This is a genomic window from Epilithonimonas hungarica, assembly GCF_900102265.1.
GTDB classification, from domain to species: Bacteria; Bacteroidota; Bacteroidia; order Flavobacteriales; family Weeksellaceae; genus Epilithonimonas; species Epilithonimonas hungarica.
Genome location: NZ_FNBH01000002.1, coordinates 613939 through 640777 on the forward strand (window position 1 = coordinate 613939; position 26839 = coordinate 640777).

20 protein-coding genes, 2 tRNA genes and 2 rRNA genes are annotated in these 26839 nt (G+C 39.9%); 5 read left to right on the forward strand and 19 right to left on the reverse strand.

The genetic code is table 11. From position 1 onward, the window contains the following. Positions 1-122 precede the first annotated feature (122 nt). The 8 genes from BLT30_RS10000 to BLT30_RS10035 all read right to left on the reverse strand — a co-directional run bounded on the left by BLT30_RS10000 (position 123) and on the right by BLT30_RS10035 (position 9529). Positions 123-2878 (reverse strand): 23S ribosomal RNA (locus tag BLT30_RS10000). A gap of 200 nt (positions 2879-3078) precedes the next feature. Beyond that, positions 3079-3152: transfer RNA gene (locus BLT30_RS10005), tRNA-Ala, on the reverse strand. An 88-nt stretch (positions 3153-3240) separates the two neighbouring features. Continuing rightward, positions 3241-3314 (reverse strand) — tRNA-Ile (locus BLT30_RS10010). Positions 3315-3510: 196 nt separating this feature from the next. Then, positions 3511-5027, reverse strand: a 16S ribosomal RNA gene (locus tag BLT30_RS10015). Together the 16S and 23S rRNA genes with 2 tRNA genes alongside form the textbook arrangement of a ribosomal RNA operon. 765 nt (positions 5028-5792) lie before the next feature. After that, positions 5793-6227: a heme-binding domain-containing protein gene (locus tag BLT30_RS10020; RefSeq protein WP_089873403.1), complete on the reverse strand. Its 435-nt coding sequence runs from the start codon at positions 6225-6227 to the stop codon at positions 5793-5795. Then, entirely contained in the window at positions 6224-7876 is a 1653-nt protein-coding gene (locus BLT30_RS10025) for an Ig-like domain-containing domain (protein ID WP_089873404.1), read from the reverse strand. The genes BLT30_RS10020 and BLT30_RS10025 overlap by 4 nt, the downstream gene beginning before the upstream one ends. Positions 7877-8014: 138 nt before the next feature. Next, positions 8015-9175: a GlmU family protein gene (locus BLT30_RS10030; protein WP_089873405.1), complete on the reverse strand. Its 1161-nt coding sequence runs from the start codon at positions 9173-9175 to the stop codon at positions 8015-8017. A 102-nt stretch (positions 9176-9277) separates the two neighbouring features. Next, positions 9278-9529, reverse strand: a complete 252-nt coding sequence (locus BLT30_RS10035; protein WP_027383206.1) for a type B 50S ribosomal protein L31 — start codon at positions 9527-9529, stop codon at positions 9278-9280. A gap of 235 nt (positions 9530-9764) precedes the next feature. Here BLT30_RS10035 and BLT30_RS10040 point away from each other — a divergent pair, with 235 nt between their 5' ends. The 5 genes from BLT30_RS10040 (at position 9765) to BLT30_RS18475 (ending at position 13474) form a co-directional block, all read left to right on the forward strand. Continuing rightward, positions 9765-10508, forward strand: coding sequence for a hypothetical protein (locus BLT30_RS10040; RefSeq protein ID WP_089873406.1), 744 nt, complete (start codon positions 9765-9767; stop codon positions 10506-10508). A gap of 635 nt (positions 10509-11143) precedes the next feature. Further along, the gene (locus BLT30_RS10050) at positions 11144-11863 is read left to right on the forward strand and encodes a sensor histidine kinase (RefSeq protein ID WP_245707156.1); all 720 of its coding nucleotides are present in this window, start codon (positions 11144-11146) and stop codon (positions 11861-11863) included. 2 nt (positions 11864-11865) lie between these two features. Continuing rightward, positions 11866-12546 (forward strand): response regulator transcription factor, encoded by a 681-nt coding sequence (locus tag BLT30_RS10055; protein ID WP_089873408.1) that lies wholly within the window; start codon positions 11866-11868, stop codon positions 12544-12546. A gap of 100 nt (positions 12547-12646) precedes the next feature. Beyond that, positions 12647-12982: a hypothetical protein gene (locus BLT30_RS10060; protein ID WP_089873409.1), complete on the forward strand. Its 336-nt coding sequence runs from the start codon at positions 12647-12649 to the stop codon at positions 12980-12982. Positions 12983-13309: 327 nt separating this feature from the next. Next, positions 13310-13474, forward strand: coding sequence for a T9SS type A sorting domain-containing protein (locus tag BLT30_RS18475; RefSeq protein WP_089873410.1), 165 nt, complete (start codon positions 13310-13312; stop codon positions 13472-13474). A 41-nt stretch (positions 13475-13515) separates the two neighbouring features. On the opposite strand, the gene BLT30_RS10070 is transcribed toward BLT30_RS18475, so the two are convergent. The 11 genes from BLT30_RS10070 to BLT30_RS10120 all read right to left on the reverse strand — a co-directional run bounded on the left by BLT30_RS10070 (position 13516) and on the right by BLT30_RS10120 (position 26659). Beyond that, a complete protein-coding gene (locus BLT30_RS10070) occupies positions 13516-14271 on the reverse strand; it encodes an enoyl-CoA hydratase/isomerase family protein (protein ID WP_089873411.1) in 756 nt (251 codons plus the stop codon). Positions 14272-14351: 80 nt separating this feature from the next. Beyond that, positions 14352-16397, reverse strand: a complete 2046-nt coding sequence (gene paaZ, locus BLT30_RS10075) for a phenylacetic acid degradation bifunctional protein PaaZ (RefSeq protein ID WP_089873412.1) — start codon at positions 16395-16397, stop codon at positions 14352-14354. Between the two features lie 92 nt (positions 16398-16489). Next, positions 16490-17695, reverse strand: coding sequence for a 3-oxoadipyl-CoA thiolase (gene pcaF, locus BLT30_RS10080; RefSeq protein ID WP_089873413.1), 1206 nt, complete (start codon positions 17693-17695; stop codon positions 16490-16492). A 173-nt stretch (positions 17696-17868) separates the two neighbouring features. Further along, entirely contained in the window at positions 17869-19023 is a 1155-nt protein-coding gene (locus BLT30_RS10085; protein ID WP_089873414.1) for a 3-hydroxyacyl-CoA dehydrogenase NAD-binding domain-containing protein, read from the reverse strand. Positions 19024-19119: 96 nt separating this feature from the next. Then, positions 19120-19605, reverse strand: coding sequence for a 1,2-phenylacetyl-CoA epoxidase subunit PaaD (gene paaD / locus BLT30_RS10090; RefSeq protein WP_089873415.1), 486 nt, complete (start codon positions 19603-19605; stop codon positions 19120-19122). A 146-nt stretch (positions 19606-19751) separates the two neighbouring features. Further along, positions 19752-20516: a 1,2-phenylacetyl-CoA epoxidase subunit PaaC gene (gene paaC / locus BLT30_RS10095; RefSeq protein WP_089873416.1), complete on the reverse strand. Its 765-nt coding sequence runs from the start codon at positions 20514-20516 to the stop codon at positions 19752-19754. Between the two features lie 313 nt (positions 20517-20829). Next, positions 20830-21117, reverse strand: a complete 288-nt coding sequence (paaB, locus tag BLT30_RS10100) for a 1,2-phenylacetyl-CoA epoxidase subunit PaaB (protein WP_063970555.1) — start codon at positions 21115-21117, stop codon at positions 20830-20832. Between the two features lie 60 nt (positions 21118-21177). Next, positions 21178-22137 (reverse strand): 1,2-phenylacetyl-CoA epoxidase subunit PaaA, encoded by a 960-nt coding sequence (gene paaA, locus BLT30_RS10105; protein WP_063970554.1) that lies wholly within the window; start codon positions 22135-22137, stop codon positions 21178-21180. 361 nt (positions 22138-22498) lie between these two features. After that, positions 22499-23581: a 1,2-phenylacetyl-CoA epoxidase subunit PaaE gene (gene paaE, locus BLT30_RS10110; RefSeq protein WP_089873417.1), complete on the reverse strand. Its 1083-nt coding sequence runs from the start codon at positions 23579-23581 to the stop codon at positions 22499-22501. Positions 23582-23893: 312 nt separating this feature from the next. Next, on the reverse strand, positions 23894-24508 hold the full coding sequence (locus BLT30_RS10115; protein ID WP_089873418.1) for a TetR/AcrR family transcriptional regulator: 615 nt from the start codon (positions 24506-24508) through the stop codon (positions 23894-23896). 69 nt (positions 24509-24577) lie between these two features. Beyond that, a complete protein-coding gene (locus tag BLT30_RS10120) occupies positions 24578-26659 on the reverse strand; it encodes an alpha-ketoacid dehydrogenase subunit alpha/beta (protein WP_089873419.1) in 2082 nt (693 codons plus the stop codon). Between the last annotated feature and the right edge of the window lie 180 nt (positions 26660-26839).

Here is a 26839-nt window from a genome sequence, read left to right on the forward strand (position 1 = left end):
GAGTGTATTCACGATGTTCGTTCATACTTTGTACATCATACTTTTTACAGTATACGATAATTATCGATAAAAACTCTCACAAAGAGCAAACCTTGGTCGCGCGGCCAGGCATTGGCCAATCAGGCCATAAATCTACGGGTAATTAGTACTACTCGGCTATGGCATTACTGCCTTTACACCTGTAGCCTATCAACGTCGTCATCTCCAACGACCCTTAAAAGATGTCTCATCTTGAGGCGAGTTTCGCACTTATATGCTTTCAGTGCTTATCTCTTCCAAACGTAGCTACTCAGCGGTGCACCTGGCGGTACAACTGATACACCAGAGGTTTGTTCAGATCGGTCCTCTCGTACTAGATCCAAGCCCTCTCAAACATCTAACGCCCGCAATAGATAGAGACCGAACTGTCTCACGACGTTCTGAACCCAGCTCGCGTGCCACTTTAATGGGCGAACAGCCCAACCCTTGGGACCTTCTCCAGCCCCAGGATGTGACGAGCCGACATCGAGGTGCCGAACCTCCCCGTCGATATGAGCTCTTGGGGGAGACTAGCCTGTTATCCCCGGAGTACCTTTTATCCTATGAGCGATGGCCCTTCCATACGGAACCACCGGATCACTATGTCCTGCTTTCGCACCTGATCGACTTGTAGGTCTCACAGTCAAGCACCCTTATGCCATTACACTCTACGCACGGTTACCAAGCGTGCTGAGGGTACCTTTGAAAGCCTCCGTTACTCTTTTGGAGGCGACCACCCCAGTCAAACTACCCACCACGCAATGTCCTTCTGAAAGAAGTTAGGCTCCAAGTAAGTAAAGGGTGGTATTTCAACGTCGACTCCACGAACACTGGCGTGCCCGCTTCATAGTCTCCCACCTATCCTACACATTACTTACTCAAAGTCAATACGAAGTTATAGTAAAGGTTCACAGGGTCTTTTCGTCCCATTGCGGGTAATCGGCATCTTCACCGATACTACAATTTCACAGAGCTCATGGTTGAGACAGTGCCCAGATCGTTACACCATTCGTGCAGGTCGGAACTTACCCGACAAGGAATTTCGCTACCTTAGGACCGTTATAGTTACGGCCGCCGTTTACTGGGGCTTCAGTCAAACGCTTCGCTTACGCTAACGCCCTTCCTTAACCTTCCAGCACCGGGCAGGTGTCAGACCCTATACAGCATCTTTCGATTTAGCAGAGTCCTGTGTTTTTGATAAACAGTCGCCTGGGCCTCTTCACTGCGGCCACCATTGCTGATGGCGTCTCTTCTTCCGAAGTTACGAGACTATTTTGCCTAGTTCCTTAACCATGATTCACTCTAGCACCTTAGGATCCTCTCCTCGACTACCTGTGTCGGTTTATGGTACGGGTTGCTTCACTTCGGCTTTTCTTGGAAGCACTTTCCCTGCAGCAGCTTCGCCCGAAGGCTAGGCCTTGACTATTCCGTCAGTCTCCAGCAGGTACGGCACTCCGTCCCCTTTTTAGTGTGAGCAAGTATGGGAATATTAACCCATTGTCCATCCACTACCCCTTTCGGGTTCGCGTTAGGTCCCGACTAACCCTCAGCTGATTAGCATGGCTGAGGAAACCTTAGTCTTTCGGTGAGCGGGTTTCTCGCCCGCTTTATCGTTACTTATGCCTACATTTTCTTTTCTGTACGCTCCACAATGGCTCACGCCACTGCTTCTGTGCAAACAGAATGCTCCCCTACCAGATATAATAAATTATAAATCCATAGCTTCGGTAATATGCTTATGCCCGATTATTATCCATGCCGGACCGCTCGACTAGTGAGCTGTTACGCACTCTTTAAATGAATGGCTGCTTCCAAGCCAACATCCTAGCTGTCAATGCAGTCCAACCGCGTTGCTTCAACTTAGCATATATTTGGGGACCTTAGCTGTTGGTCTGGGTTCTTTCCCTCTCGGACATGGACCTTAGCACCCATGCCCTCACTGCCGTGGAACATTTATTAGCATTCGGAGTTTGTCAGGAATTGGTAGGATTTGACTCCCCCGCATCCAATCAGTAGCTCTACCTCTAATAAACTTTTTCACGACGCTGCACCTAAATGCATTTCGGGGAGTACGAGCTATCTCCCAGTTTGATTGGCCTTTCACCCCTACCCACAGGTCATCCGAAGACTTTTCAACGTCAACCGGTTCGGTCCTCCACTTTGTGTTACCAAAGCTTCAACCTGCCCATGGGTAGATCACAAGGTTTCGCGTCTGATCCTACTAACTATGCGCCCTGTTCAGACTCGCTTTCGCTCCGGCTCCGGACCTGAAGTCCTTAACCTCGCTAGTAAGATCAACTCGTAGGCTCATTATGCAAAAGGCACGCCGTCACACCATATAGGTGCTCCGACCGCTTGTAGGCGTACGGTTTCAGGTTCTGTTTCACCCTTCTATTCGAAGTGCTTTTCACCTTTCCTTCACAGTACTTGTTCACTATCGGTCTTTCAGGAGTATTTAGCCTTGGAGGATGGTCCCCCCATATTCAGACAGGATTTCACGTGTCCCGCCCTACTCATTTATCATCCTAATATGCCTTTCATATACCGGGCTATCACCGTCTACGGCCGTTCTTTCCAGAACGTTCTATTAAACATATAAGGACTTTTGGGCTAATCCGCTTTCGCTCGCCACTACTTACGGAATCTCTTCGATTTCTTTTCCTCCGGGTACTTAGATGTTTCAGTTCTCCGGGTTTGCCCCTCCTAAGAGGTAATACATCTTCAATGTATTGGGTTGCCCCATTCGGACATCTGCGGATCAATTCGTGTGTGCCGATCCCCGCAGCTTTTCGCAGCTTACCACGTCCTTCGTCGCCTCTGAAAGCCTAGGCATCCGCCATACGCCCTTAACGATTTCTTTCCTGATTGTTAATCAGTTCAATATCTTTATCTAACATCGCTGCCAGATATTCTTGTAAACTCAAACGCTTGGTCGCGCTCGGTTTTCTCTTTGTGATGTTCTTACCGTTGATGTCAATGATCTTTGTTCTTCCTAGTCGTCTGATGAACGGATATTGTTTTGGCTCTATCCGTAACCTTTAGATCAAACTCCTAGAACAGTGGAGAATAAGGGAGTCGAACCCTTGACCTCCTGCGTGCAAGGCAGGCGCTCTAGCCAGCTGAGCTAATTCCCCCTCTAGTAGACTTCAGATGTCAGATGATAGATGTCAGACTTAATGCCTGTCGTCTCATATCTGATGTCTTCCCGTCTTTTACAATTAGTAGTCTCGGGCAGGCTCGAACTGCCGACCTCTACATTATCAGTGTAGCGCTCTAACCAGCTGAGCTACGAGACTTTGTTTTAGATGTTAGATTTTAGACACTACATGGTAGATAATCTCTAACCTATAGTCCTAACTTCTTTTTCTAAATCTCTTATCCCTTATACTAATTTCTAGTGGGTGTATTTTTTAATATAAGCAACCGAGTAAAAAAACCAAAGCTTATTATCTGTATAAGCACTTTTTAATATTTTTTGACGTATAGTCTCTAAAATGAGATGTTCCAGCCGCACCTTCCGGTACGGCTACCTTGTTACGACTTAGCCCTAGTTACCTGTTTTACCCTAGGCAGCTCCTGTTACGGTCACCGACTTCAGGTACCCCAGACTTCCATGGCTTGACGGGCGGTGTGTACAAGGCCCGGGAACGTATTCACCGCGCCATGGCTGATGCGCGATTACTAGCGATTCCAGCTTCATAGAGTCGAGTTGCAGACTCCAATCCGAACTGAGACCGGCTTTCGAGATTTGCATCACATCGCTGTGTAGCTGCCCTCTGTACCGGCCATTGTATTACGTGTGTGGCCCAAGACGTAAGGGCCGTGATGATTTGACGTCATCCCCACCTTCCTCTCTACTTGCGTAGGCAGTCTCACTAGAGTCCTCAACTTAATGGTAGCAACTAGTGACAGGGGTTGCGCTCGTTGCAGGACTTAACCTAACACCTCACGGCACGAGCTGACGACAACCATGCAGCACCTTGGAAAATGTCCGAAGAAGGGTCTGTTTCCAGACCTGTCATTTCCCATTTAAGTCTTGGTAAGGTTCCTCGCGTATCATCGAATTAAACCACATAATCCACCGCTTGTGCGGGCCCCCGTCAATTCCTTTGAGTTTCATTCTTGCGAACGTACTCCCCAGGTGGCTAACTTATCACTTTCGCTTAGTCTCTGAGCCCGAAAGCCCAAAAACGAGTTAGCATCGTTTACGGCGTGGACTACCAGGGTATCTAATCCTGTTCGCTCCCCACGCTTTCGTCCATCAGCGTCAGTTAGATCTTAGTGACCTGCCTTCGCAATTGGTGTTCTAAGTAATATCTATGCATTTCACCGCTACACTACTTATTCCAGCCACTTCAAATCTACTCAAGGCCTGCAGTATCAATGGCAGTTTCATAGTTGAGCTATGAGATTTCACCACTGACTTACAGGCCCGCCTACGGACCCTTTAAACCCAATAAATCCGGATAACGCTTGCACCCTCCGTATTACCGCGGCTGCTGGCACGGAGTTAGCCGGTGCTTATTCGTACAGTACCTTCAGCTTTCCACACGTGGAAAGGTTTATCCCTGTACAAAAGAAGTTTACAACCCATAGGGCCGTCGTCCTTCACGCGGGATGGCTGGATCAGGCTCTCACCCATTGTCCAATATTCCTCACTGCTGCCTCCCGTAGGAGTCTGGTCCGTGTCTCAGTACCAGTGTGGGGGATCACCCTCTCAGGCCCCCTAAAGATCATCGACTTGGTAGGCCGTTACCCTACCAACTATCTAATCTTGCGCGTGCCCATCTCTATCCACCGGAGTTTTCAATATCAAATGATGCCATCTGATATATTATGGGGTATTAATCTTCCTTTCGAAAGGCTATCCCCCAGATAAAGGCAGGTTGCACACGTGTTCCGCACCCGTGCGCCGCTCTCAAGGTCCCGAAGGACCTCTACCGCTCGGCTTGCATGTGTTAGGCCTCCCGCTAGCGTTCATCCTGAGCCAGGATCAAACTCTCCATTGTATGTTCGTTCGTCCCTATACTCAAACTCAATCTAAAATTGACGCTTTGGTTTTTTTCCTTACTTGGTTGTTATATCTTTTATGTCAATGAACTGCGTTCTGTTCGCTTCCCCGGGACATCTAATTCTGTCATCTTGTCCCGATTTGCGAGTGCAAAAGTAGAAAATTATTTTTTAATGACCAAATGTTTTTGAAGAAAATCTTAAAGTTTTTTTTAAGTGACCTTAACCCCTTCTCAAACCCCCGGTCCCGCTCCTGCGCTCCCCTTCTCTCGATAAGGGAATGCAAAGATAGCTATTTTTTCCGACCCGGCAAGTTATTCTGGAAATATTTATAGTCGACCCGAAGGCCCAAACCAAAAATCCCAACCAGATATCATAACCCCCTCCTGCGCTGCCCCTCTCGAAGCGGTTGCAAAAATAGAAACTTTTCGCCTAACCGCAAATTTATCCGGCACTTTTATTCTCATATCTACACTACACCCTGAATATCAACCCTATTATTTAAATATAACAAGAGGGATCGCAAGAAACTTGAATGCTAAACCTCTTGATAATGATTCTCTCGTATGCGAATTGATGGCTTTTGAAGATAGCAGATTTAAAATCCATCTTTATCAGATTTCATCTTTTGTCGATTTTTTGTTTGTTTTTTTTGTGCAGTTGCAAGAAAACAAAACATTAAGAAAATGTTAAAAGGCGTTCCATAAATTTATTTAACCAGATATAAAATGTGTTAAATAAAATTGGGTAATATTAATTTATGATTATTGGAGATTAAAAAAATAATCTTGTAGTACTTTTCTCTGCTCTGTTGTCAGGTTAGCCTTGGGATGATAACTGACATAAGAAGGTAAAGGCATTTGAAGATCGCGAACGGTGCTAATCGTTTTTTGAACAGCATTTTGTTTTAAATCCTCATTGTATCTGCCCCATTCGGAAAAATTAAGATATTCCCGACCTTCATTAATATGATCTTTAACAGCCCATGAAATTGGGGCTATGTAAGAATATTGCGGATAAACAGTCTCATTGGAATGGCAATCATAGCAAGCGTTCTTCAGAATTGTCTTTATATTTCCCGGAGTCTTATAAATATCAACAAAGTTATCTTTCCTATCGACAGGTTTATTTTCTCTATTAACAGGAATAAATTGTATTGCCAGAAAAACAATAACTATCCAAAAAATTATTTTTTTCAATTGACAGGCTGCTCTTCTTTTGTTAAATCCCAATTCTCATTGATCTCCCACATTTGTCGTGCATTGATATTGCTCATTGCATCTTTTTCCCCAACCTTCTTGAAAAGATATACATCCTCCGCCAAAGTTTCGGTTGCAAAATCTGCGTTATCCCAATATCCATTTTCATTGTTATCCACCAAAATCCTTAGTTTATAAGTTCCCGGTTTTATATTGACAAACGCAATCTCAGATTGATTGGTATATTGCTGATATGCGGGTTCATTTTTTTCATTAAGTAATTGTATCCAAAATTTGTGAGCAGGCGGGTTTATAAGATGGACCTTAAAGCTCCCGAACTCTTCCGGTTTTGAAACATCGAAATCAAAACGAACACTTTCACTGGATCTGTTATAATAAGAAATGACCGTATTTTTAGGAACAGTCAGTTTATATTTCTTTCCAGAAACAAAATTTGATTTAACAATAACTTGTGTCGAATCTAACTCCGAGATCCTTGCTGTGAAATCCTGGGTAATACTGTCTGACTCCAGCTTCCAGTTTTCTGGTTGGATCTTATTAATAATATAATTAGAGGAAAATCGAAAATCCGTTTCTGGTGCCAGTTTATTAGAAAAGGGATTTGCAATAGTCATTTCATCCTTTGCAGGTTTCTTATAAAATACAGACATTGTATCTTGTTTGGAACCTGTATCATAAGAAAATTTCAGATTCTCACTTACTGTTGCTCCAATATTCTCTTTTGCAGCATCGAACCAAATTCGAACAGAATCTGATTTTGCCTTGTGTGTCACTTTGTAATCTGTCGGTTTTTCTCCTACAGTTTTCACGATGACTTTATCAGGATTACCTTCGAAAATCATTGCTACACCTCCCACGGTTGCAGCCATTTCCTTATATTTTACAATTTTTTTTGATGGAAAAGTTTTCATCCTCATTCCCGAAATACTACTTTCAAGATTGATTTCTGCTTTTTGGAAAGCAACACTCTCTTTCCCCGAGTCATAGATGGAATTACTATTCTCATCATCGAAACCAATGATCCTATATTTTCCAGGTGTCAGGTAATTGAGTTCAAAATAACCATCCTCATCGGCTTTTGTAATGTAATAAGGTTTTTGGCGGTAATTCATACTATCTTTTACTTGATAAAGTCCAACTACCAAGTTTTTTTCTTTTCCTTCTGAGTTTTTACTATTCCCTAAGGCATCAGAAATTGTTCCACTTATATAGAGATCATCCAGTTTTTCTCCCGTCGAAAAAGCAAAATTGAAATAGGGCAACACATTACCTTCATTAAGGTCCACAACAGAATTTCCAAAATTGAAGTTATAAGTCGTGTTTGATTGCAAAGAATCTTTCCATTGGATTTCCAAATACTTGTTCCCCGTAGAAGAAGGAAGAATCTTGGTATATTTTATAGGTGGGGAAATGATCAGATTTTTACTAATGTCTTTCAACTGGATATATTCGTTAAAATAGATTCTAAGTTCTTTAATATTTTTCGAAACATTAACTCTGGTCGTATCAATATTAGAGCCTATCATTTTTGGAGCGATGGAATCTTTTTTTCCTCCCACAGGTGAACCTACTCTGGCACAACTTACCAAAACCAACGATGCAAAAAGCCAAAGAAGAAACTGCTTCATTATAAAAATTAGATATTAGATGTTGGAATTTAGATTTTAGACTAAAATCCTCGAGTGCAAAAATAAGGAAACTTTGATACAAAATTGTTTCGACAATTGTAAAGTAAGTTAAATTGAAAACAAAAATGAGTTTTAAAATTAAAACTCATTATATATATGCTTCAAAATATCTTTATCTGCTTCTGTGATGGCTATTTTTCTGCGTCCCATCGCTTTTTCCGCGACTTCATAGGATTTTTCCAATTTGAATTTCTCATCACCCTTCATTCCTCCCCAGGAAAAGCTATCCACCAAATTTGGAGGAAAACCTGATTTGAAGATATTAGCCGCAACACCGACCACAGTTCCTGTATTAAGTTGTGTATTAATCGCTGTTTTGGAATGATCTCCCATTATCAGCCCACAAAATTGCAATCCGGAGTCGAGAAACCTTTTTTTCCTATAATTCCAAAGTTTTACGGAAGCATAGTTATTTTTAAGATTTGACGAATTGGTATCTGCACCCAAATTACACCATTCCCCGATTACAGAATTGCCCACGAAACCATCGTGACCTTTGTTGGTATAACCAAAAATCACAATGTTATTGACCTCTCCACCGACTTTGGAATGTGGCCCAATCGTAGTTCCACCATATAATTTGGTTCCTAAGTTTATTTTCGAGTCTTCGCAAAGCGCCAAAGAACCACGGATATTGGAACCTTCCATGATCTCCGCATTCTTTCCGATATAGATCCGTCCAGTTTTACAATTGATAGTGGAATATTCTACTACAGCACCTTCTTCTATAAACAGGTTTTCTCTATCCCCAATAAAACCGTTCGTAGGTGATAATTCCTGAGAATCTCTATCTCCTTTTATCAAATCGAAATCGAAATTAATGGCAAAATCGTTATGTGAAAAAATATCCGTTGGTTTTTCTATGAATAATAATTTCTCATGGATATCCGTCATTTTATTGATCTGGTTCAAAGAAAAATTCTCCATATTGATGTTCGCCACCAGAACCTCATTTTCATAAACCAAAGCCTCACCAGGTTGCAAGTCTTTAATTTGTTTCAAAACTTCGTTTGAAGGGAAGAAATTAGGAACAATGAAAAGACTTTGTTCAGGTTTCGGTTCTTTGAATTTATCCTGAAGATAATTTTCAGTTATATAAAAAACATCATCTATCTCAAGAAGTTTTTTCCATCTTTCTGAGAAGGTCAGAATTCCCATTCGCATTTCTGCAACAGGTCTTGTGAAAGTCAACGGAAGGAAATCTTCCCAATATTGTGCGTCTGAGAATACTAATTGCATTATTTATTCTGAGTTTAAAATTCCAAATTCAACGTTGAGCAAATTTACAAATAAAAAAACCTTCCGAAAACGAAAGGCTTGTATTTATAAAACGAGCTAAGATTACTTAGCGAATTTTTTGTATTTGTTCATGAACTTATCAACTCTACCAGCAGTGTCAACCAATTTAGTCTTACCTGTGTAGAATGGGTGAGAAGTTGAAGAGATCTCCATTTTGATCAAAGGATATTCTTGTCCTTCGAACTCGATAGTATCTTTAGTATCAGCAGTAGATTTACAAAGGAACATTTCATCGTTGCTCATATCTTTGAAAACTACCAATCTATAATTTTCTGGGTGTATGCCTTGTTTCATTTTCAGAAGTTTTAAAATTTGTTATAATATGAGTTTCGGACTAATGGATCCAGCAACTCTGGTTTTGAGGATGCAAAAATAAGAAAACTTTTTTATTCTGCAAATATTTATTCCGAAAATTAAAAATCCCGACCGTTCCATAATTTTTATCATTCTCCTGGCAATAATCGGTTATTAATATTGCTTCAATAAAATTCTTTGCATATTTTTATCCCAAACTAAAAATTGAGAACATATGTCTGATTTAACTTTCGAAAAGTATAACCTTGCCATAGACAACTGGAATCTGTCAAAATCAAATTATTCTGATATCCAAAGTCTTATATCTCCGCAAAAGGTTTTCACATTGTTTCCGGACCAGATAGATTGGCTAGCCAACAACAACGAAACTGAGACCTACTTCCGTCTTGATATCGGTGTGCAGAGAGATGAATTGATCCTGATACTGGCTCCAAGAACAACTTTTGGTGATATAAAAATATTAGACCATTACGAGTATGCTCCGCTAGGCTTTCTGGAGAATGACCTTACGCTGACCCAGACCAAGACCTACACAATGACCAATAATTATATATTGTCCAAGGACCTTACAAAACACGAGAACGACACCGATGTCAGCTTTCCGATTCTACAACAACCGGTAACAGCCCAACAAATTGCCGTAGATGAAATCGAGTCCTGGAGAGAAAACGGGATGGACTGGCTAAGTCTGGAGTCCAACGAGTTCAATGGGGAAAGGATATTTCAAAGCTTTTATGTGCCCAAGGCAGACCTCTTGCAAAATCAGGATGATGCCACAAGTATTGTTTGTGCATTTGGATTGAAATATTCGCCTGTATATCAGCGATTGCTGCCAACTCTGATCTTCATTTCTTGTTTTGATGACCCGAGTTTGAAAAATGTGACCACAAAGTTGCCATCCAATACGTATGACTGGTCAAGGCCATATCCGCCCTATACAGCATCAACAATAGGATAAATTGTGGAAAAGATATTTGAAATCTGTGCTACATTAGCAGATATTTTTCTGGGAATTACGCTTATCATTGCAATCATAAAGCTTAAGTTCTTTACAAAAAATGAAAGATGGTATATCTATTATGCCTTTTTCGTGTTTTGTATAGAGATCATCATGTTTTTCAAAATAAAACAAACACATACCCATCTCTATCCTATCTATATTGCCGGAGAGTTCTTCTTGCTGAGCGGAACTTTCTTAAAAAAACTCAGTTTTAGCAGATATTATTTTATTCCGATAATACTTTTAAGTTTGGTATTCTTGACCGCAAGTCAAATATTTCCGTATTATGAAAATGATTACTCCAAGGCAATATCCAATTTGATTATCATCTGTCTTATCGCATATTCGCTAATTCAGGAGATAAGACATTCAACTAAAAGCCAATTTCTTTTTTTGGACGGAATGCTTTTTTTGTATTACACCGTAAGCATTTTTATTTTTATGTTGCAGCATCAAGTGCTCAGATTTGACCACGAATCTTTTTTTATAATCTGGGCCATCAATAATATACTGCTTGTCATCCTATATTTAACATTTTTATATACTTTTTTAAAATTAAAGAAATAAAACTCAATATCATTTTTCTGGTCTTGTTGATTGTCGTTCTGATAATCATCATATCCTTTATATTATTAGCGTACCGAAGTTTTATTCAGCGCATTATCAAAGAAAAGGACATCCAGTTTCAGGCAGAGCTAAATCATCAGCAGGAACTGACGATGGAACATATCAAAGGGCAGGAAGATGAAAGAAAACGAATTGCCATATCTGTACATGATGACATTGGTAATCGTCTCAATATTCTCTCACTTTGGCTCAACAATCTCGATGCAGAAAACCAGGAAGCTTCCAAAAAGGTCATTACTAATCAGATCACCGAGCTTATAGATTCTACCCGAAATATATCGCATTCTCTTTATCCTGTAAATTTGGAGACGCTGGGTCTGGTTTTATATTTACAAGAACTGGTTACTAATCTTTCCCATAAAATAAATCTCATACTGCAGATCGATCCTGCCTATCAGAAAAAAGATATATTTACAGAAGTCCAGATCTACAGAGTGATTCAGGAATTCACGACCAATGTAATGAAACACTCGAATGCTAATGAAGTAGTCGTTTACATTAGAAATCATCAGAAATATCTGACTATGATACTTTCTGATAACGGACAAGGTTTCGATTACGAAAAAGCAGGCAAAGGAATGGGAATCAAAAACATCGAATCCAGAATCAGTTCCGTGAAAGGCTTTTACAAATGGAAAAACAAAATCGGGATAGGAAGCCGATTGATCATTAATATTCCTAATTAATTATGAGTGAAAAAATTAAAATTGTTTTGGTGGATGATGAACAGCTCATTCTGGAAGGAATCAAAATGCTGCTTGCTGCACAAACAAATATCTCTGTAGATTTTGCCGCCACTTCTGGTAAAGAGATTTTGGAACATTTGGAGACAATAGGCGCCACTGATTTTCCGGATATCGCCATGATCGATGTACAGATGCAACCTATGGATGGATTCGAACTCGTAGAAATCCTGAAAAAAAACTATCCTAACCTAAAGATCATTATCCTTTCTTCGCATTACAAGAGCAGTGTTCTTGGTTATATGATCAAACTGGGCGTTTCTGCTTTTCTTCCAAAAAACTCTGATAAAAAGACTTTTATAGAAGCCATAGAAGCAGTTGACCAGAACGGAATGTATTTTACAAAAGAAGATCATGAAATGCTTCTATCTTATATGAATACCCCTTCCCGAAAAAAATCATTATTTGAAAACGAAGAAACGCTTACCAACCGAGAAATAGATGTTGTAAAACTGATCTGCCAGGAAAAGACCAATCAGGAGATCGCTGATATATTGTTCCTAAGTCCCAGAACTGTGGAAAGCCACCGCCAACGGATCCTTGACAAGATTGGCGCCAAAAACACGGTAGGGATTGTTATCTATGCCGTTATTAATAACATCCATTCTGTTTCAATTAAACTATAGTTCCTAAAAATTCAGTATTTTTACTCTAATACAGGATTATTTTTTATTATTTCTTTGAAGTATGAAAATGTAAAAAAACAATTATCTAATTTTTTACAATATGTCTTCCCCAATAGAAATAATAAACTCTACCAATTATATCATCTCAGGCGAGATCTCTTATATGACTGTCTTTTGTTCCAGTCATTATTTTTTTGTGAAACCAAATACTAATTGGGAATCAGAAAAACGGGGAATCTGTCCTATCGTTCAGGTTTCAGCGATGATCAGAACGCCGAGAGGCGTTTTTACGGCAAAGCCATTTGTTTCTATTGGAACGGCTTACAGCTCATTTGAAGTAATACAAACAAGAGAAAATGTTTTTTGTGTCACAAGATCCAGAAATAAAACCAATAAAAAATCGGTAATATTAGAATCTAGCGATCATTTTTTTTAAAGCAAAAATAAGACAGACCTGCTTCATATTTTTAAAGCTTCATCAAAAATGTATTGATGAAGCTTTTTTATTGATTCAAAAACATTTCCGTATAAATACTTAATCATAAAATTGGTAATTTCTGCTCTGTTTCCACACGTGTGTATTATAATATCTTTGTACAAGAAGATACAGACACAAATTCATATATAATAGTTAGCAATTTCTGCTCTCATCGGCAGAACGCTCCAAGATTAGAAACTAATAATGATGAGAATGTTTCAGAAAATTAAGTTATGAGTCGGATCAGCAACTTAATCCCTTAAATGGAGAAAATCCCTTTCAGATTTGAAAGGGATTTTATTTGTTGTAAAATTTTCAATAAAAAAATATTATTTTCGCTTCCATAAAACAATAAAAGAAGTCAATATTTCTAACTTGCCAAAAGGAAATTACCTTGTGAAAATCAAAACGGACAAAGAGAATATCACTCAGAAAATCATCAAAGAATAAAACGAAAGCCTTTCAGAATTTGAAAGGCTTTTTGTTGGCAATTATTTATTTTTAAAACTATTAATGGCATTCACTGTAAACTCCGACAGAACCAATTGTCCGCTGACCGCCGCACGCTCAGTTAAGAGATGGTCCCAGTGCTCTGTTCCTTTCCAAAGAATGTTTTTCAGTTCGAACATTGCTTCTGGGTTTGAAGCTGCTAGTTTCTCTGCAAGAATTTGGATTTCAGCATCCATTTCTTCCGTCGTTTCGTACATATCCTGGAACATATTTTTTTCTCTTGCCCATTCAGCAGAGTAAAATTCAGTTGCGTTGATGGCTAATTGAGCAAAAGCGGAAGTTCCGATTTTCTTTTCTACAACCGGACTGATAACAAAAGGTCCAATCCCGACCGCCAATTCACTTAGTTTGACAGAAGCATTTTCCGTAGCAAAAGTATAATCAGCAGCACAGGCAATTCCAACTCCTCCTCCCACAGCTTTTCCATGAATTCTTGCGATGATGAGTTTCGGAGATTTTCGCATAGCGTTGATGACGTTGGCAAAACCTGAGAAAAATGTTTTTCCCGTTTCGAAATCTTTGATTGAAATCAATTCGTCAAAAGAAGCACCTCCACAAAAGGCTTTTTCGCCAGCACTTTTTAATATGATGACTTTTGCATCGTCATTTTTTCCAAGGTTATTGATTTCTTCTACCAGATTTTTAAGTTGAGAACTCGGCATCGAGTTGCTTTGCGGATGAAAAAACTCGATGGTTCCGATTCCGTTTTCTATGGTTGATTTTACGTATGCTTCCATTTTTAAATATTAAATAATTGAAAGAATAAAAATTTCGAATCGCAATCTTTTATCTTTATTCTTTTCTTTTGTTTCTTAATTTATTCTTGATTAAGTTTTTTCACCATCGTCAAAATCGTAGCAATCGCCACAGTTTCTCCGGTTTCGTCATAAACATCCACGAGCCAGCGGACGATTCCTTTGGCAATATCGTCTTCATCCCGTTTTTCCTGACTGATTTTTTCTTTGCAGGTAAACTTCACGCCAATCGTCATTCCCGGATAAACGGGTTTCACGAAACGGCATTCGTCCAAACCGTAATTAAGCAAAACAGGACCTTTTCTCGGGTCAACAAATAATCCCGCCGCTTTGCTCAAAATGAAATATCCGTGCGCTACTCTACCTTCGAAAATCGTTCCTTCCAAAGATGTCGCGTCCATATGTGCATAGAAATTATCACCGGAAACATTGGCAAAATTCGTAATATCTGCTTCGGTAACGGTATGTTTCGCCGTGATGTAAGTTTCACTGACTTTCAGTTCTTCAAAATGCTTTCTGAAGGGATGAATATTGTCCTCAAACTGTTTTCCGCCGTACTGATATTGCTGCGTAATGTTGGTCAAAGTCGTTGGCGAACCTTGGATTGCCGTGCGTTGCATATAATGAAGAACGCCACGTTTCCCGCCCATTTCCTCGCCTCCGCCAGCTCTTCCCGGTCCGCCGTGAACCAGCATTGGCAAAGGCGAACCGTGACCTGTACTTTCTTTCGCGCAATCGGAATTGAGTATTAAAATCCGGCCGTGCATCGATGCAGCACCGATGACAAAATCTCTTGCAAAATCGTCGTCAGCCGTCACAACAGAACAGCAAAGCGAACCTTTTCCCATTCTCGCCAGCTCAATCGCTTCATCGATATTATGGTAAGGAATAATGGTACTGACTGGTCCGAAAGCCTCAATATTATGGCAATCTGTATATTTAAAAGGGTCTGAATTAAGGAATAAAATCGGGGAAATGAAAGCGCCTTTGCTTTTGTCCGCACCTTTCACATCAAAATCATCCACATTCCCAAAAACGATTTCCTGAGTTTTGGATAATTCCTGTACTTTCTCGGAAACTTCCTTCACCTGGTCTTTATTTGCCAAAGCGCCCATTCTCACACCTTCGACATTCGGGTCGCCGATGACAACGGTTGAAAGTCTTTGTCCAAGCGCAATCTGAACATCTTCAACCAAATTAATAGGCACTAAAATTCTTCTCACCGCCGTACATTTTTGTCCAGCTTTGGTCGTCATTTCACGAACGGCTTCTTTAATGAACAAATCAAATTCCGCTGTTCCTGGTTTTGCATCTTCGCCTAAAACCATTGCATTCAAAGAATCGGCTTCCAAATTGAAAGGCACAGATTCTTCAAGAATTCTTGGATGAGACTTTAGCATTTTCCCTGTGGAAGCCGAACCTGTAAAAGTCACGACATCTTCGCTCGTCACACTTTCCAAGATTCCGTTGGCTGAACCACAAATCAGTTGCAGACTTCCTTCGGGTAAAATTTGGGAAGCGATGATTTCTTTAACGACAACTTCTGTTAAAAAGCTTGTTGCGGTTGCAGGTTTTACGATTGCCGGAACGCCAGCCAAAAGATTGACCGCAATTTTCTCCAACATTCCCCAAACCGGAAAATTAAATGCATTGATATGAATTGCAACCCCACGTTTCGGCGTGCAAATATGATGACCAATGAAAGTTCCTTCCTTGGAAAGTTTCACTGCATCGCCATCTATATAATAAGGTAAATCAGGAAATTGTCTTCGAAGTGATGCATTCGCAAAAAGATTTCCGATGCCACCTTCAATGTCAACCCAACTGTCAGCTTTGGTTGCGCCGGTTGCCCAACTCACTTTATAGAACGTTTCTTTCTTTTCCAAAAGATGAAAAGCTAGTTTCTTCAGCATCAATCCTCTTTCCTGGAAAGTCAATTTTCTAAGAGCCGGACCGCCAACTTTTCTGGCGTAATCCATCATCTCCGCAAAATCCAAACCTTTGGAAGTCGCTGTTGCCACCAAATCACCGTTGATGGAATTATATAAAGCCTGCCCTTCTCCCTCTCCTTTTGTCCATCTGCCGAGCGCGTAATTTTCTAGTTGCATAATTTTAATTTTTAGACTTAGAGATAATAGACGGATAGATGATAGATTTTAAAATGTCTGTTTTCTATTCGTCTATCATCTATTGGTCTGATTTAAACTTTCTCAATAATCACCGCAAAACCTTGTCCCAACCCAACACACATCGTTGCCATGGCATATTTTTTATTTTGGTTTTGAAGTTCATACATTGCTGAATTCAGGATTCTTGCTCCACTCATTCCAAGTGGATGTCCGAGTGCGATTGCGCCGCCGTTTGGATTGATTCGCGAGTCGTTGTCATCCAATCCCCAAGCTCTGATGCAAGCTAAACTTTGTGCAGCAAATGCTTCATTTAATTCAATAATATCAATATCATTAAATGTCAATCCTGCTTTTTGCAATGCTAATTCAGCTGCTTTTACAGGACCAATTCCCATCAATCTTGGTTCAACACCGACAACCGCGCTGGAAACTATTCTTGCTTTTGGCGTTAATCCAAATTCTTTAATCGCATTTTCCGAAGCTAATAAATTTACAGCTGCGCCGTCATTCAATCCGGAAGCATTTCCTGCTGTTACCGTTCCGTCTTTTTTGAAAGCTGTTCTTAATTTTGACAAACCTTCCAATGTTGTATCGTTTTTCGGGAATTCATCTTTATCGAAAATCAAATCTTCGCCTTTTCTCTGAGGAATATTGACCGGAACAATTTCTTGCGACAATCTTCCGCTTTCCTGAGCAACTCTCACTTTCTGCTGAGAATTAAAGGCAAACAAATCCTGGTCTTCACGGGAAATTTGGTCACGTTCAGCCAGATTTTCTGCTGTCTCGCCCATTGCATCCACACCATACATTTCTTTCATTTTCGGATTGACGAACCGCCAGCCGAAAGTCGTGTCGTAGATTTTTGAATCACCACCAAACGGGTTTTCAGATTTTGAAATCACCAATGGTCCGCGCGTCATATTTTCCACACCACCAGAAATCATCAAATCTGCATCGCCAACCTGAATGGCTCTCGCTGCATTAATCGCCGCCGACAAACCAGAAGCACAAAGTCTATTCACCGTTTCGCCAGGCACGTGATAATCCAAACCGGAAAGCAAAGCTGACATTCTTGCGATATTTCGGTTGTCCTCGCCGGCTTGGTTGGCGCAACCTAAAACGACATCGTAGATTTTACTTTGGTCGATGCTCGGATTTCTTTCCAATAATTTTTTGATGACAAAAGCCGCCATATCATCGGGACGAACGGAAGATAAACTTCCTTTCAGTTTTCCAATTGGCGTTCGGATGCCATCTATTATATATGCGTTGTTCATTTTTTATGATTGATTAATGATAATCGATAAATGATTTAGTTATTGTAAATTTTTAATTAACCACATAGACACATAGAGTTAAGGATTAAATTTTAAAAGTTAGAGAAGAAATAATTTGCGTGAACTATTTAAACTTTATAAAAAACTATGTGTCTATGTGGTTCAAAATATTATTAATAAAAAGTTTTATTCTGTTTTATTAAGTTTCTAATAATCGGACTGCATCTGTAGCGGTCTTCGTGGTAGAAATTATAAAGTTCATCAAGCTCGTTCTGAAGATTTTCTAAACCAAATTCGTCTGCCCATTTCAGTAATCCTTTTGGATAATTCACGCCTTTTGTCATTGCCAAATCGATGTCTTCTGCGGAAGCAATGTTTAAGAAATAAGCATCTGCGGCTTCATTCATCAACATTACCAAGATTCTTTTGAAGATTAATTCTAATAATTCAGGATTTTCATTTGGTTCAGATTGTTCTGCATTTTCAGAATAATCATAAAATCCTTTTCCTGACTTTCTTCCAAAATAACCAGCTTCAAATAATCGTTTTTGGGTAAATGACGGTTTGAATCTCGGGTCGTAGAAAAATTCTTTGAAGACACTTTCCGTAACTCTGTAATTCACATCGTGACCAATGAAATCCATCAGTTGAAATGGTCCCATTTTGAATCCGCCTAAACTTACCATTGCAAAATCTATAGTTGCACAATCAGCAATTCCTTCTTCCAAAATCCGGATGGCTTCTCCGTAAAATGGTCTTGCGACGCGGTTCACAATAAAACCGGGTGTATCTTTTGCAATCACCGGAAGTTTTTTCCAGCTTTCTACTAAGTTTTTCACTTGTGAAGCTAAATTTTTATCCGTTTGAACAGCAGGAATAACCTCAACCAAAGCCATTAACGGCGCAGGATTGAAGAAATGAATCCCAATCACACGTTCCGGTTTCTGACAAGCCGATGCAATGGATGCAATGGATAACGATGACGTGTTGGTCGCCAAAATGCAATCTTCGGAAACCAGACTTTCCAATTTTTGGAACAAATCTTTTTTGATTTCCAACTCTTCAATAATGGCTTCGATAATTAATTCTGAGTCTTTTAATTCGGATAATTTATCACTCAATCGAATCTTATCAAAATAAGTTTCCGCTTCCTCGAATGTCATTTTGCCTTTCTCGGCCAATTTCTGAAACTGTGCTTCGAGGTTTTGTCCTGCTTTTTCTACGGCAGTTGGATTGCTGTCGTACAACAAAACCTCGTTTCCGGCTGTTGCCAAAACCTGTGCTATTCCACTTCCCATTGCTCCGCTACCGACTATTCCTATTTTCATTTTTAATTGTAAAATGTATGATGTAAAAAGTACAATGACTTTTTTTTTCGTTTTAATTTAAATCAAACAACTATCAACTAACAACCATCAACCAAATTAATGACATTTAAAATAATCAAAAGGTTCTTTACAATCATCACATTGATATAATGCCTTGCACGCTGTGGAACCAAACTGACTTACCAAATGGGTGTGTTTTGAACTGCAAAGCGGACATTCTACCTCATCTGTTTTGGAAAATAATTCATCACTATTTTTTGAATAGACAGGTGGTGCAATGCCGTAAGCCTTTAGTTTTTGTTTTCCTTCTTCAGTCATCCAATCGGTTGTCCACGCCGGACTTAATTGGTTTGTTATTTTAATATTGTTGAAACCTTTTTCAATCAGTTTTAATTTAATCGACATATTAATCATCGATGTGGCAGGACAACCGGAGTAAGTTGGTGTCACTACCACTTCGATTTCGTCATCATTGAATCGCACATCGCGGATGATTCCCAAATCCAAAAGATTGAGAACCGGAACTTCCGGGTCAGGAACTTCCTTTAAGATTTGCCAGATGTCATTTTCCGTGATTGTCATTTTTATTACAAAGGCTAATAATTGTGTCGCCCCTTCAGGGCTCTCTTCATTTTGGTCATTTTTACATCGGGTTTCACCCGACGCTATTAACATTAAGCCACTACGTGGCTTGACAAGATTGAGTCATTGTCATTTCTCTTATAAATCTACCATTCCATATTTGGATAAGTGCGTTGCATTATTTGCATTTCTGCTAAGATGTAACCCATTTTCTCGGTATGTTTTCCGTCTTTTCCGCCTGTCAGTTTTCTTGATTTTTCGAAATCGATGGACAATGTGGCTTCGTTCAGGATTTCAAGAACTTTGGTTTCCCATTTTGTTCGGAAGATTCTGATGTCTGGGATGATGTTTTGTTCAATTAATTCTAATTCCCAGTTTGTAGGAATGAACATTTCGTCTGTGAAATCCACCAAATCATTAACTGACTTTTGGATTTTGTTGTGGCTTTCTTCTGTACCGTCGCCTAATCGAATCATCCATTCGCTACTCCATTTTAAGTGATAGGTTACTTCTTTCAAAGACTTTTCTGCGATGGAAGCGAGTTTCAAATCTGAATGGTGTTTCAGTTCTGTCAATAATAAATGATGATAAGCATCGAAGAAAAACTGTCTCGCAATCGTGTCTCCGAAATGTCCGTTTTCTTTTTCTACCAACAACAGATTCTTGAAATCACGCTCGTTTCTTAGGAAGGCCAAATCGTCTTCGGTTTTTCCTTCATTCTGAATCTCAACGGCATATTGATAATAGTTGGAAGATTCTCCCAACAAATCCAAAGCGATGTTTGACAAGGCAATATCCTGTTCCAAGACTGGACCTTTCCCACACCATTCGCAAAGACGCTGTCCGAGAATGAGGCTTGTGTCTGCGAGGTGCAGGAGATAATTGAGCCAGTTGTTTTTATTTTTTTCCATTTTATGTTTAATTTGAACGCAAAGCGCACAAAGTTTTTATTTATTACAATGTTTTAAGGTTCGCAAAGACGTAAAACTCATCAAAGAATTAGACTTCTAAGTTTTTTGTCATTCCGTAGGAATCTCAACAGTCTAGATTGACTTCGTCGAACCACTTCGTTAGGTTTCCTACGGAATGACAAACTGCGTGGTTATAACGAAATCTATTTTTATGTAGAATCTGCAGCCCGACTTGAGTGGAAATCCTTTTTTGTGGCTGGAAAAGCTGGGCAAAAAGATTGGGAACGGAAGGCGGAAATAGCTGCCATAATAATTACATATTCTTCACTTCCTCCGGAACGTGGTAAAACGTGGGATGGCGGTAAACTTTGTCTTCCGAAGGTTCGTAAAATGCCTCGGAATCGTCGGGATTTGTGGCGTGGATGTGTTTGGATTCTACCACCCAAATGCTGACGCCCTCCATCCTTCTGGTGTAAACATCACGTGCGTTTTGGATTGCCATCTCAGCATCTGCCGCGTGGAGACTGCCGACGTGCTTGTGGTCGAGGCCTTGTCTGCTTCTGATGAAAACCTCCCAAAGTGGCCATTCTGTATTTTGCATAATATTTCAGATTAGAGACGGATAGATTAGAGATGATAGACTTTAATCTGCCGGCTTATATTAAACTGTTTTTCTGTTTTGTTCTTCTCTTAATTTTCTTTTCTCGTGGTAAGCGGTTGCGGCTTCTCTTACCCAAGCGCCGTCATCGAAGGCTTTTTTGCGGGTTTCGACACGTTCTTTATTGCAAGCGCCGTTGCCTTTGACCACTTTCCAAAACTCATCCCAATCGATTTCTCCGAATTCGTAATGGCCGGTTTCTTCATTGAATTTCAGGTCTGGGTCGGGAATCGTCAGACCCAGATATTCTGCCTGAGGAATGGAAACGTCTACGAAACGCTGTCTCAGCTCGTCATTGGTGAATCGTTTGATTCGCCATTTCATTGACATTTCTGTATTTCCAGATTCGGCGTCTTTGGGTCCGAACATCATCAACGTCGGCCACCACCAACGGTTGAACGCATCCTGAGCCATTGCTTTCTGCTCCGGCGAACCTTGTGCAAGTTTCATCATCAGCTCGTAACCTTGTCTCTGGTGGAAACTTTCTTCCTTGCAAATCCGAACCATCGCTCTGGCATAAGGTCCGTAAGAAGCTCGGCAAAGTGGCACTTGATTCAGAATCGCAGCACCATCTACCAGCCAGCCGATTGCGCCCATATCTGCCCAAGTCAAGGTTGGATAATTGAAAATGCTGGAATATTTAGCTTTCCCGGAATGTAAATCATTTATTGTTTCGTCTCTTGTAACGCCCAAAGTTTCGGCGGCACAATAGAGATACAGGCCGTGGCCAGCTTCATCCTGAACTTTTGCCAGAAGAATTTTTTTCCGGTTCAAAGTTGGGGCGCGTGTAATCCAGTTGGCTTCCGGCAACATTCCGACAATCTCGGAATGGGCGTGCTGGGAAATCTGACGAATCAGGGTTTTTCTGTACGCGTCCGGCATCCAGTCTTTTGGTTCGATGCGGATTTCGCTGTCTATTTTATTCTGAAAATGTTCTTCTAAGTTGATTTCTGTTGTTTCCATAATGTTTTGGTTTAATGGAATTTTATTTAAACGCAAAGCGCGCAAAGTTTTTTATTTATTTTACCGTTTTTTAAGTTCGCAAAGACGTAAAACTCATCAAAGAATTAAACTTCAAAGTTTTTTTGTCATTCCGTAGAAATCTCAATGGTTTAGATTGACTTCGTCGAACCACTTCGTTAGGTTTCCTACGGAATGACAAACTTGGTGGTTATAACTTAATCTTGTTTTATACCGAATCTGCAGCCCGACTTGAGCGGAAATCCTTTTTTGCTTTTACTTCGTTTTCTAATTGAAGACAAAGCGTCTGCAAAAAAGATTGGGAGCGGAAGGCGGATACAGCTGCCATAATTATTATTTTATTTTATTTAATATCAAAATTCACAACCACTTCCTCCGACCTCGGATGCGCCTGGCAAGACAGAATAAATCCTGCGGCAATCTCGTCCGGTTCCAAGGAATAATTGATGTCCATCACGACTTCGCCTTTTTCCAGTTTGCATTTGCAAGTGGCGCAAACACCACCTTTGCAGGCGTATGGCAAGTCGGCTCCGTTTTGCAAAGCGGCATCCAAAATAGTTGGACCGTGGTAAGCTAAATCTAATTTCAGAGCGGTTGCATCCAATTTCACAGTGACTTTACTAAAATCATCATCGGATTTATTAACAGCCAGCTCGTGTTCTTTTTTCTTTTCGGCTGAGGCTGCACTGAAGAATAATTCGAAATGAATTTTCTTAGCCTCAACGCCGGATTGGATTAAAGTATCTCTCACACTCAGAATCATTTCTTCCGGTCCGCAAAGGAAAACCTCATCGATTTTTTCGGCCGGAATGATATTTTTAAGAAAAGATTCAGCTTTATCGGAATTGATCCTTCCGCTTAACAAGTCAGCATCTGCCACTTCTCGGCTGAGAATGTGATAAACGCTCAATCGTTCCATAAAACGGTTTTTCAAAGCTTCGATTTCTTCTTTGAAAATAATCGTTCCTTTATTTTTATTTCCGTAAATCAGGATAAATTGGCTTTGAGGCTCGTTTTTCAAAACGGATTTGATAATCGAAATAATTGGCGTGATTCCGCTTCCAGCAGCAAAAGCAACGTAAATTTTTTTGTTTTCGGGGTTGAGTTCCGTGTAGAATTTCCCCATTGGAGGCATCACTTCCAAAATGTCTCCTTCTTTCAGGTTTTCATTCATAAAAGAAGAAAATAAACCTTCGGGAACTTTTTTTACAGCAACTTTCAATTCGTTTTCGTGCGGACTTGCGCAAATCGAATAAGAACGACGTAGCTCCTGTTCGCCATTGATTTGTCGGAATGTCAAATATTGTCCTTGCGTGAATTTGAATTGTTCTGATAATTCTGCAGGCACATCAAAACTCACGGAAACACAATCCTGTGTTTCTTTCTTGACTTTTTTTACTTTTAAAGGGTGAAAAACTACTGACATTTATTTTTAAACGCAAAGTGCGCAAAGTTTTTTTGATTAACTATATGTTTTTATGTTCGCAAAGCCGTTTACGCTTAGCTAAGATTTATAAAATTTGGCTATAGCCAAATTACTTTTCTATTTATCAGACGGGCTAAAGCCCGCCTCTATTGATATTTAAACCATTTATTAGTTGAACACAAAGTTCACAAAGATTTTTTTGGCATTGTTGAAAATATTTTAAGATACACAAGGTACTTCGACAGGCTCAGTATAAACTGCAAACTTAACGAAGCTCACAAATTAATTCTATCAAATCTATCATCTATCAATCTATTCTCTATATTCTTTTAGCATTCCTTGCATCAATAATGTTTTCAAATCTTCTTCCAATTCCTGTGGTGTGATGTCGCGACTTGGTTTGTACCAAAGTTCAATCCATCTTAGTGACGACAACATTGTGAAAAGAGCGACGGAAACATTCATCTTTTTGAATTCGCCGTTTTCCATTCCTTGTTCTATGATATTCGCAAAGCTTTTTTCGTAAGACTTTCTGATTTGCTTGTATTGATTTTTCTTCTCTTCGGAAAGATATTTCCAATCGTTATTCGCAACAGAAACCGATGCCGAATCCTCAATAATCAACTGAACGTGAAGTCCGATGATGGCGTTCAGTTTTTCCTGAAAGGTCTGGTTCGTATTCTCGATTTCCTGAAGCTGGGAAATGTATTGATTGGCTATTTTGAAACAAATCAGTTCCAGAATTTCGTCTTTTGATTTGATGTGATTGTACATACTTGCGGCTTCCATCCCCACTTTTTCGGCGAGGTCGCGCATACTTGTTCCGCCGAAACCTTTTTCTTTGAAAAGCGTTGCGGCTTCTGCCAAAATCAATTCTTTTTTATTGATTTTGTTTATCTTCTTATTAATAGTTAACTCTTGTGTCATTCTGTGTCACTCCTACGGAGTTCCTTTTCAAATAAAAATCATTCTACAAACATTTCGCTCCTATGGAACTTAGTATTTCAACAATTGTTCTATTTCTTTAATTAATTTATCTGTGTTCGGCAACATCTCTTTCTCCAATTCGGAATTGATAGCAATCGCAGGAAGATTTTTTGCACCAACTACTTTTACAGGCGCATCCAGATGTCTGAAACAATTTTCACTGATTCTCGCCGCCAAACTTTGGGCAAAACTATTATTCACTGGCTCTTCTGTCAAAACGATACATCGGTTGTGTTTTTTAACACTTTCGAAAACCCGGTTTTCATCCAACGGGGCGAGCGTTCTTAAATCGATGATTTCGATCTGACCGTCAAATGCTTTCGCTGCATTCGAAGCCCAATAAACGCCCATTCCGTAAGTAATGATGGTTAAGGTCGGTTTGTTCTGATGATTTTCGCAGAGCAAAACTTCTCTTGCTTTTCCAAACGGAATGATGTAATCCTCGTCCGGTTCTATCGTTTTTGCATTTGCTGTTCCTTCGATTTTTGACCAATACAATCCTTTGTGCTCTAACATCACAACTGGATTCGGGTCGTAGAAAGCGGCTTTCATCAAACCTTTCAAATCTGCACCGGTTGATGGATAAGCGATTTTGATTCCTTTGATATTGCATAAAACACTTTCCACCGAACTTGAATGGTATGGTCCACCACTTCCGTAAGCGCCAATCGGAACTCGTAGAATCATCGAAACCGGCCATTTTCCATTAGACAAATAATAGCTTCTGGAAACTTCTGTAAATAACTGATTCAGGCCGGGCCAAATGTAATCTGCGAATTGGACTTCGACAATCGGTTTCAATCCAACTGCGCTCATTCCAACCGTTGAGCCTACGATAAACGCTTCCTGAATCGGTGTATTGAAAACTCTTTTCTCTCCAAATTGCGCTGCCAAAGTTATTGCTTCACGGAAAACCCCGCCTAATCTCAATCCAACATCCTGACCATATAACAAGGCTTCCGGATGTTTTGTCATTAATTCTCTGATGGCAAATAAAGCGCAATCTACCATTACGGTTGGGATTTTTCCTCTTGGGGAACGTTCTCCTTTTTCTTCAGTAATTGGCGTTGGTGCAAAATCGTGTTTGTAAGCATCTTCCGGTTTTGGATCTTCTGCCAAAACTGCATTTTCGAAATCAGTTTTTACGAGTTCTGCAACTTCTTTTTCTATGGTTTCAACTTCAGAATCTTCTATACTGAATTCTGAAAGTTTGTTTCTTAATTTAATTAATGGGTCGTTCTTCGCACATTCTTCCAAGTCATCCCGATACCATTCTTTTCTGACGCCAGAAGTATGATGATTGAGTAATGGAACTTTTGCGTGAATTAGCATTGGCCGTCTTTCTTCACGGATGATTTTAATACATTCTTTGACGACCTCATAAGACTTAATAAAATCGGTTCCGTCAATGGTTCTGGTTTCGATGCCGTTGAAACCTTGCATATATTGTGTAATATCCTGCGCTCTGATTTCGTCCGCGCTGGCGGAAATATCCCATTCGTTGTCCTGAATGAGATAAAGGATCGGCAATTGTTTCAATGCTGCCATTTGAAAAGCTTCGGAAACTTCGCCTTCTGTACAACTTGCATCTCCGAGTGAGCAGACTGCAATTGGTTTTTCGTCAAGATTTTCGGCAATCCCTGTTTCTTCTTTGTATTTCATTCCCATAGCAATTCCAGTTGTTGGAATCGCCTGCATCCCTGTTCCGGAACTCTGGTGAATCATTTTTGGAAAATCATCGCGTCTTAAACTTGGATGAGCGTAATAAGTTCTTCCGCCAGAAAATGGATCGTCACGTTTTGCTAAAAGCTGAAGCATCAATTCGTAAGGTGTGATTCCAATTCCAAGCAAAATAGAATCGTCCCTATAATAAGGACTCACGAAATCCTGAGGCAACAACTGCATCCCCAATGCCAGCTGAATCGCCTCGTGTCCGCGGGAAGTAGCGTGTACATATTTTGATGTTGTCTTTTTTTCCTGCTCGAACAAATCGGTCATTGTTTTCGCCGTAAACATCAGACGATAAGCTGATTTTAGTAAATCCGTCAGGCTAATTTTTTTGTTTAAAAAATGTTTTTCAGTGATTTGCATATTTAAACATTTGACATTCAATCCATTATTCTCAGTTTGGGTATATTGAATGTGATTTATTCAAAAATACACTTTTTTATTAAACTAACAAATGTTAGTTAGTTTTTGTGACTATTAAAATTATTTAAGAAAATTTTAGCTTTTACAAAATAAAAATTTAAATTTTGTAGTTTTGAAGAT